Genomic DNA, 7,707 nt, shown 5'->3' with positions numbered 1-7,707 from the left:
GCTGCTGATGGTGGTTCCGGTGCTTCGGAAATACTCTACCAAGAGGCCTTCCAACAGGACAGGCCATCGGTCAACAACGACTGGATATTCAAAATCCCACAGGCGGAGATCGATGCCAATCCTAATTTAACGCCTGCAGACCAAAATTAAAAAACTCATTATTTGAGTTAGTTATTGAGGCCTTTCAGCATTTTTTTGCTAGAAAGGCCTCTTTTTTATATGCCAACGAATAGTTAGTAAGAGGAGAATTTATCACCAAAAAAGGCATCTATTATGATGCCTTTTTAACTATTCTTTAGTCGTTTTTACCTACCAGCTTTAAGCCAGTTTAAATTTTGGTTTCCTTTCTTTTTTTACTGTTTTACGCTCTATTTGAGCCTCTTTATTTCTCAATCGTGCTTCTTGCTCAAAATGTGCAAACATTTCCATGGAAAATGGAGCTGCTTGCCAAACGCTTGAATAATGCTTTAACTTTTTCATATACATTTAACTTAATAGTTGTTAATTACCTGCAAATTTCTATTGGTATACATTCCTTATAACCACAGCTTTTTCCAATTTTTATGGTATTTCAACCAAAAGCAGGCTTCTGTTGATTTCTATTTTTAAAATTGAACAGGTTAGTTATGAATTTAAAATGCCTACTAAACTTATACGGTGCAAAATCGAACCAAAGTTTTACTTCTGGCGATTCTCCTCCTGAGAGCTGTAACTGGTTTTCAATCTTAAAATCTAAATATTTAAAACCATCCAAAGTTTCTTCTACACCGTCACAATAAGTAAACATATTTTGCTTCGCATTCAAATAAAAACGTAGTGTCTTGTAATTACCTGGCTTTAGTTTGAAAAAACCTTTAGATTTAAGAAAATAGCCTTCAGCCATACCTTTGGCCGGAAGAATTGTTTTTTTCCTTGGTATGTGAATCAACTCTTCTTGTTCTTTATCATTAAAGATTGTTAGCTTTTCAATATTTAACTGCATTTCTGAAATCTTTAGTTCCTTTACAATTTCAGCATGCAATATCAATTCTTTTACTGGTTTCCCATCACCATCCACAGTATTCAACACCGAATAAGGGTGAGCCATTGCTTGCCATATTGTTGGGTAGAATGTTGTCTTCTTCATATTATCTGTATTTAATTATACAATACAAAGGTGCGAAGACAACCTAAGAAAGAATACATCAAATTTCACAAATATATGTTCTATATTAACCTTATTAAGGTATATTTAGAACATATTAAGATAATATTAAATATTTATTCTAGATTATCTTGATGAATGATTATTCAGAGTAATTATCTCCTATTTGGTCCAAAACCTTAAGAAAAGTTTCAAATTCTAAAACATCCAAACCTTCTATTGCTCGTTTTCGCAGTTGGTTAGCGTCTGGTTCAATCATAGCAATGATTTCCATCCCTTTAGCTGTAAGTTCTAACTTAAATCGTTTTAAATCTCCCTCAAAACGTGTTTTAGTAATCCAGCTTTTATTTTCTAACTTCCCTATTACTCTAGAGGTTGTCGCCCTATTCCTAAAATTGGATTTTACAATATCAGACTGGGAAGCCTCTTCCCCTAATTGAAAAATACGATACAGAATAACCCATTGTTCTATGGTTAAGTCCAACTCCAGTTCTTGGAACTTTCGCAAATAGGCATCCTGCACTTTTCTTAAAACTAAGTCTAAGTGCAATCCAATTCCTGAAATTTCATCTATTTGATGTAGCATAGGTTGTCATGCTGAGCTCGTCGAAGCATTTTAACTAAATGTCACACTCCGACAAGCTCAGTGTGACATTTAGTTAAAAATTGTATCGAAAACGTTTTCATATTCCAAAAATACTTATTTTTGTTGCATTAACAACAATAATTTTAAATCATCACTAAAATATATCGCATGGAAACTACATCTATACCCAAAATACACGAGGACGCAAAAGACTTCATGCCCATAAATGGCACTGATTATATTGAGCTTTATGTAGGTAACTCTAAGCAAGCTGCGCATTTTTATAAAACAGCTTTTGGCTTTCAATCTTATGCCTACGCAGGATTACAAACCGGACTCAAAGACCGTGAAAGCTACGTGGTTGTTCAGGATAAAATACGTTTGGTATTAACTTCTCCACTAAAAAGTGGTACTGAAATTGGAAAACATATAGATACACATGGAGATGGTGTAAAAGTAGTTGCCCTTTGGGTAGATGATGCTACCTACGCTTATAATACCGCAATAAAGAATGGTGCTAAATCTTATATGGAACCTATTACCGAAGAAGATGAAGATGGAAAAGTAGTACGCGCTGGTATTTATACCTATGGGGAAACAGTCCATATTTTTGTGGAACGTAAGGATTACAATGGAACTTTTTTACCTGGCTATACTGCTTGGGAAACTCCCGATTACAATCCAGCTCCAACAGGACTTAAATATGTTGACCATATGGTAGGTAATGTTGGCTGGGACCGTATGAACCATTGGGTAGAGTTCTACGAAAAAGTGATGGGGTTTGTTAATATTCTTTCTTTTGATGATAATGATATTTCTACGGAGTATACCGCTTTAATGAGTAAGGTAATGAGCAATGGTAATGGAAGAATAAAATTCCCTATCAACGAACCAGCTGAAGGTGCTAAAAAATCACAGGTAGAAGAGTATTTGGATTTCTATGAGGGTGAAGGTGTTCAGCATATTGCGGTTGCCACAGATGATATCATAAAAACAGTTCGTGATTTAAGAAGTCGCGGTATTGAGTTCTTGACCATTCCTGATACATACTACGATGCTGTTACAGACCGTGTAGGTAAAATTGATGAAGATATAGCTCCGCTGAAAGAACTAGGAATTTTGGTAGACCGTGATGATGAAGGGTACTTGTTACAAATTTTTACCCGTCCCATAGAACCAAGACCAACAATGTTCTTCGAAATTATTCAAAGAAAAGGCGCACAATCGTTTGGAAAAGGTAACTTTAAAGCACTATTTGAAGCCATTGAGCTCGAGCAGCAGTTAAGAGGAACTTTGCATTAATCAAGTTTATAAGTTTGGAGTTTATAGGTTTATTTGTTGTGACTGTTTTTTAAACCCACAAAGTACGGTCTCAATTAAAAAGCTGTAAACGCATAAACTATAAACATTTAAACTAAAAAGATGCCTATATATCATAAACTCGGACAGTTTCCGCAGAAGCGACATACACAATTCACTAAACCCGATGGTGGTTTGTATTATGAACAACTTTTTGGAACCATTGGCTTTGACGGTATGTCGTCCTTGCTATATCACGTCCATCGTCCAACTCAAGTAAAAGAAGTTGGTAAGGCAATTGATGTAAGTCCAAAAATTGCAGAGGCAAAACATGTTAAATCTAGAAAACTAATTGGTTTTGATGTTAAACCAAAAGACGATTTTCTAGAATCTCGTGAACCCATGCTGGTTAATAACGATGTCCACATTGGATTGGCGGCTCCAAAGAAATCCCTGACCTCCTATTTCTATAAGAATTCAGATGCCGATGAGATGCTGTTTATTCACAAAGGAACTGGAACCTTAAAAACCTTTTTAGGTGATATTCCTTTTGAGTATGGAGATTATCTGATTATTCCTCGTGGAATGATTTATCAAATTGAATTTGACACTGAAGATAATCGTATTTTATATGCTGAGTCTTTTCATCCAATCTATACGCCTAAGAGATACCGTAATTGGTTTGGACAACTATTAGAGCATTCCCCTTTTTGTGAACGGGATTATAAACTGCCCGAAAATTTACAAGCGCATGATGAAAAGGGTGAGTTTGTAATGAAAATTAAAAAGCAAGGAATGCTACATAGCTTGGTCTATGCAACGCATCCTTTTGATGTTGTAGGCTGGGATGGCTATAATTATCCTTATGGGTTCTCCATTCACAATTTTGAACCTATTACGGGCCGTGTACATCAACCGCCCCCAGTACATCAAACTTTTGAGACCAGTGCTTTCGTGATTTGTTCGTTTTGCCCACGGTTGTACGATTACCATCCAAAGTCAATCCCTGCTCCATATAACCATAGCAATATAGATTCTGATGAAATGCTATATTATGTTGATGGAGACTTTATGAGCAGAACCGGTATTGGTCCCGGTTATATTTCGTTACACCCGGCAGGTATCCCACATGGACCACACCCAGGAACTTACGAAGCAAGCATTGGTAAAAAAGAAACGGAAGAGCTAGCTGTTATGATCGATACTTTTAAACCATTGCAATTAACAGAAAATGCCATGAAAATTGATGATGGCAAGTATTACAAATCTTGGATAGAATAAAAAAATAGACTAGAGATGATAGATTTGAGAAGTGAGAATATAGCACACTCTTATATCTAAAACCTTAATACTCACATCTAAATAAAATATGATTATAAATATACCCGAAAACTCAGACTTTTCAATCCATAATATCCCTTTTGGGATTTTTTCAACAAAAGACCGAAGCCCTAGAGCTGGAATAGCTATTGGAGAACATATTCTAGATTTAACTGCTGTAGCAGAACTTGACGTTTTTGAGTTTAATACCGCTGTATTTGAAAAGGAAACACTCAATGATTTTATTTCTCTTGGGAAACTAATCACTAAAAAGGTTAGAAGAGATATTCAAATCTGGTTACAAGATGACAACTCTATACTAGCAGGAAAGCCGGAACTTTTTGTCAAGCAATTAGATGCACAAATGCATATGCCGGTCTATGTAGGTGATTATACAGATTTCTACTCAAGTATAGAACACGCCACCAATGTAGGTAAAATGTTCCGTGACCCAGAAAATGCGCTTTTACCAAACTGGAAACATATCCCAGTAGGGTATCATGGCCGAGCTAGTTCCATAGTGGTTAGCGGTGAAGCTGTTCACAGACCAAAAGGACAAACTATTCCCAATGACTCAAAGCAACCAATTTTTGGACCATCGCAACGTGTGGATTTTGAATTGGAAATGGGCTTTATTACCGGGAAGAATACAAATCTTGGGGATTCCATTTCTACTACTGAAGCTGATGATTATATTTTTGGCCTAGTTTTACTTAATGACTGGTCTGCCCGCGATATACAAAAATGGGAATACGTTCCTTTAGGTCCTTTCTTGGCAAAAAACTTTGCCTCCCATATTTCTCCATGGATAGTTACTTTAGATGCATTAGCACCTTTTACAGTTTCTGGTCCTAAGCAAGAACCTGAAGTACTTCCATATTTAGAGTACGAAGGTGATAAAAACTATGATATTAATTTAGAAGTAGCCATCACTCCAGAGGGGAGTGAAGAACAAACTGTTTGCCATTCCAACTTTAAGTATATGTATTGGAATATGGCTCAGCAATTAGCGCATCATACCGTAAATGGATGTAATATTAATATTGGAGATCTTTATGGTTCTGGCACAATTTCTGGAAAAGATGAAAACTCTTATGGTTCCATGCTGGAATTAGCTTGGATGGGTACAAAACCGTTACAAATGAAAGATGGTAGTGAGCGCAAGTTCATTAATGACGGTGATACCGTCACCATGAGAGGATTTGCTGAAAAAGATGGAAAAAGAGTTGGTTTTGGTGAAGTTTCAGCTAAGATTTTACCAGCTAAATAAAATTAAATAGTCATTTCGAAATGAGCGAAGAGATTGAGAAATCTGAGTAATTGAAGTTTGAGATTTCTCACATTCGTTCGAAGTGACATAGCGACTTTCTACTATTATGACAAAAACCATTGACCCTAACTCAATAGCCCAACCAGAACTCCATGCTTATTTGTTATCAGCTGTAGCTCCCCGCCCCATTTGTTTTGCAAGTACCATTGATGCCGCTGGGAACGTGAATTTGAGTCCCTTTAGCTTCTTCAATGTATTTAGCTCTAATCCTCCAATAATGATTTTTTCACCTGCCAGAAGTGGTCGTGATAATTCATTAAAACATTCTCATCAAAATGTAAAAGAAGTTGCCGAGGTTGTCATTAATATTGTGAACTACCCTATTGTTGAGCAAATGTCTTTGTCCAGTACGGCATATGATAAAGGGGTAAATGAATTTACAAAAGCAGGACTTACCCAAGTACCTAGTGAAAAAGTAAAACCACCAAGAGTAGGCGAAGCCCCAGTTGCTTTTGAATGTTCTGTGACAGAAGTAATTGAACTAGCTGATACTCCAGGAGCGGGTAATTTAATTCTCGCTAAAGTGGAACTTATCCATATTAATGAAGCTTACCTCACAGATGGTCAGTTAGATACCCAAAAATTGGATTTAGTCGGCCGTATGGGGGGAAGTTGGTATACACGTTCTAGTAGAGATTCCTTGTTTGAGATTCCAAAGCCTATTAGAACAAAAGGTATCGGAGTGGATGCTCTTCCAAAAAGTATTCGCAATAGTCCTGTTTTAACTGGAAATAATTTAGGGCGTTTAGGCAATGTAGAAGAACTCCCTAGTCAGATAGAAATTAAGGATGTTACCAAAATACAAGCGGTTCAATCCACAAATAACCGTAAAGAATTGCACCTATTGGCAAAAGAGGTTTTAGAAGCAGGTGATACCAAAAAAGCTTTAGCTATCCTTATCCACGCAGAAAAACTTGATTGATGAGTAAAACTATTGAATCGATATTTAAATCGTATTTAAAGCCAAAAGAAGTTTACCAAGGAGGTAAAAACCCTCCTGTATCTAGTGGTAAAAAAATCTACAAACTCTCCTCTAATGAAAATCCTTTAGGGCAATCCCCAAAAGCAACAGAAGCTTTATTAAAAGCTGCAACACACATTGATGTGTATCCCGACCAAACCGATATTCGCTTGCGTGAAGCATTAGTAAAAGATTTTGATGGTCAATTAGATGTGAATCAATTTATTTGCGGAAATAGCGGTTCTGAAATCATTGACATGCTGCTAAGGGCTTTTATCAATGAAGGTGATGAAGTAATTTATTCCAATCCATGCTTTTTACCTTATGCCGTTTTTTCCAGATGGTATGGCGCAAAACAGGTTGATATCCCCTTGTTATATCCAAGTTATGATTTAGATATTGAAGGGATTTTAAATGCAATTACCGAAAAAACTAAAATCATTTTTTTAACCAGTCCTAATAACCCTACTGGAACTTATATCCCAAAATCAATCTTAGACGATTTCTTTAATCGAATCCCTAAGAATATTGTTATTGTTTTTGATGAGGTATATCGGCATTTTGCAGATGCCGAAGACTATATTTCAGGGCTTCCATATGTGAAAGATGGCCATAATGTAATTGCCATAAATAGCTTTTCCAAAACCTATGGTCTTGCTGGTCAACGAATTGGGTATTGCTACACTACTGCCATTGTTGCAAATTATATTCGCCAAATTCATAAACCTTTTTTGCTCCCAATAACTTCCATCGAAGCTGCAATAGGCGCATTAAATGACACTGATTTTATTGCTGAAACTGTTAAAACTGTATTGGAAGGCAGAAAATATTTGGCTAATGCCTTCGCTTCGCTCGGAATAAGATACTGGCCTTCGCAGGGTAATTTCTTTATCATTGACCCTCCATTACCAGAGTTTGAATTTACCGATATGCTTATGGAGCAAGGAATTATGGTAAGACCAGTTTCTCAATTTGGTGCTCCTGGAAAAGTTAGAATTACTATCGGTACTCAAGAAGCAAATGAAGCTCTAATTAAAGCACTGAAAAAATAAAGCTCGTTGAAAAAC

General features: G+C 36.4%; 8 protein-coding genes. 5 read left to right on the top strand and 3 right to left on the bottom strand.

From position 1 onward, the window contains the following. Positions 1-318 precede the first annotated feature (318 nt). The 3 genes from AACP56_RS14815 to AACP56_RS14805 all read right to left on the bottom strand — a co-directional run bounded on the left by AACP56_RS14815 (position 319) and on the right by AACP56_RS14805 (position 1,730). Positions 319-480, bottom strand: a complete 162-nt coding sequence (locus AACP56_RS14815; protein WP_339337375.1) for a hypothetical protein — start codon at positions 478-480, stop codon at positions 319-321. 91 nt (positions 481-571) lie between these two features. Then, entirely contained in the window at positions 572-1,126 is a 555-nt protein-coding gene (locus AACP56_RS14810; protein ID WP_339337376.1) for a hypothetical protein, read from the bottom strand. Positions 1,127-1,286: 160 nt separating this feature from the next. Next, positions 1,287-1,730, bottom strand: a complete 444-nt coding sequence (locus AACP56_RS14805) for a MarR family winged helix-turn-helix transcriptional regulator (RefSeq protein ID WP_339337377.1) — start codon at positions 1,728-1,730, stop codon at positions 1,287-1,289. 168 nt (positions 1,731-1,898) lie between these two features. On the opposite strand from AACP56_RS14805, the gene hppD reads away from it, so the two are divergent. From hppD to AACP56_RS14780, 5 genes are all read left to right on the top strand, one after another. Then, positions 1,899-3,032: a 4-hydroxyphenylpyruvate dioxygenase gene (gene hppD / locus AACP56_RS14800; RefSeq protein ID WP_339337378.1), complete on the top strand. Its 1,134-nt coding sequence runs from the start codon at positions 1,899-1,901 to the stop codon at positions 3,030-3,032. Between the two features lie 120 nt (positions 3,033-3,152). After that, positions 3,153-4,310, top strand: a complete 1,158-nt coding sequence (locus AACP56_RS14795; protein WP_339337379.1) for a homogentisate 1,2-dioxygenase — start codon at positions 3,153-3,155, stop codon at positions 4,308-4,310. An 88-nt stretch (positions 4,311-4,398) separates the two neighbouring features. After that, positions 4,399-5,619 carry a fumarylacetoacetase gene (gene fahA / locus AACP56_RS14790; RefSeq protein WP_339337380.1) on the top strand — a complete coding sequence of 407 codons (1,221 nt, stop codon included), beginning with the start codon at positions 4,399-4,401 and terminating at the stop codon, positions 5,617-5,619. 106 nt (positions 5,620-5,725) lie between these two features. Continuing rightward, the gene (locus AACP56_RS14785; RefSeq protein ID WP_339337381.1) at positions 5,726-6,601 is read left to right on the top strand and encodes a flavin reductase family protein; all 876 of its coding nucleotides are present in this window, start codon (positions 5,726-5,728) and stop codon (positions 6,599-6,601) included. Then, on the top strand, positions 6,601-7,692 hold the full coding sequence (locus AACP56_RS14780) for a pyridoxal phosphate-dependent aminotransferase (RefSeq protein WP_339337382.1): 1,092 nt from the start codon (positions 6,601-6,603) through the stop codon (positions 7,690-7,692). The genes AACP56_RS14785 and AACP56_RS14780 overlap by 1 nt, the downstream gene beginning before the upstream one ends. Positions 7,693-7,707: the final 15 nt, after the last annotated feature.

Source organism: Croceitalea sp. MTPC6, assembly GCF_036985525.1.
Taxonomy (GTDB): domain Bacteria; phylum Bacteroidota; class Bacteroidia; order Flavobacteriales; family Flavobacteriaceae; genus Croceitalea.
This window is presented reverse-complemented; position numbering and strand designations above follow the sequence as displayed.